Annotated in this window: 2 protein-coding genes; both read left to right on the forward strand. The window is 59.2% G+C overall.

The genetic code is table 11. From position 1 onward, the window contains the following. Positions 1–379, forward strand: a 379-nt coding sequence (locus A2I95_RS40895) for a 6,7-dimethyl-8-ribityllumazine synthase (protein WP_291738014.1), incomplete at its 5' end; no start/stop codon positions are given. Then, positions 376–858 (forward strand): transcription antitermination factor NusB, encoded by a 483-nt coding sequence (gene nusB / locus A2I95_RS40900; protein WP_259986167.1) that lies wholly within the window; start codon positions 376–378, stop codon positions 856–858. The genes A2I95_RS40895 and nusB, both read left to right, overlap by 4 nt. The last annotated feature ends 274 nt before the right edge of the window (positions 859–1,132 follow it).

Raw genomic sequence — 1,132 nt, forward strand, 5'->3', positions numbered from 1 at the left:
CGCGCTGGAAGTGCCGACCGCAATCGCCATCGCCGACCGCACCTCGAATTTCGACGGCTACGTGGCGCTGGGCTGTGTGATCCGCGGCGAGACCACCCATTATGACACCGTCTGCAACGACAGCAGCCGCGCAATCCAGCTGATGGGCCTGCAGGGTCTGTGCATCGGCAACGGCATCCTGACCGTGGAAAACCGCAAACAGGCCGAAGTGCGCGCTGATACCGCTGATCAGAACAAAGGCGGCGGCGCTGCAGCTGCGGCCTTGCATCTGATCGCACTCACGCGTAAGTGGGGCGCCCAGACCAAAGGCATCGGTTTCAAGGCGCCCACAGGGGCGTACCAGGTCGCCGGTACAGACAACGGATCCACCAGCGTATGAGCACCCAGGACAGCCGCCCCAAGGGCAATGGCAAGAATCAGATGAGATCGGCAGCGCGGCTTTACGCTGTGCAGGCGCTGTTCCAGATGGAACACAGCGGCCTCACCTTTGACAAGGTGATCGTCGAGTTTGAGGACCACCGCTTTGGCGCTGTCTATGAGGGTGACGAGATGGCGGAGGGGGATAACAAAATCTTCCGCAAGCTGATACGCGAAGCCGTGAACCACCAGGCGCAGATCGACCAGATGACCGACCGCGCCCTGGTGGCGAAATGGCCGATTGCCCGGATCGATCCCACCTTGCGCGCGCTGTTCCGCGCCGCGGGGTCCGAGCTGACGCAATCCGACACCCCACCCAAAGTGGTGATCAACGAGTTTGTCGACATCGCCCGCGCTTTCTTTCCCGAGGGCAAAGAGCCGAAATTCGTCAACGCGGTGCTGGACCACATGGCACGCGAGGCAAAACCGGAAGCCTTCTAAGGCGTTAATTCCGGACTTCGAAGGAAAAAGGGCGCGCTGCAGAGTGCGCCTTTTTCTTTGGGAAACTGCCAATCGCAAAGGGTGCGGCAAATTCCGCTCATTTTTCCGGAAGCGCTGGACGGCGCTGCAAAGACTGATAACCTCCTATTGCATATCTGGAGGACTCAGATGCCTGAACTGGTGAAGATGTATATCCGCAACGTCGTGATCGGCTTCTGCATAGCTGCCGTATTTGTAGCGATGCTGCTTTGGTTCAATGTAGTGAACCTTTGGG

Source organism: Leisingera sp. F5 (assembly GCF_001593695.1).

Coding starts and splice junctions, on each gene's coding strand:
- nusB (WP_259986167.1), top strand. CDS start 376: ATGAGCACCCAGGACAGCCGCCCCAAGGGCAATGGCAAGAATCAGATG.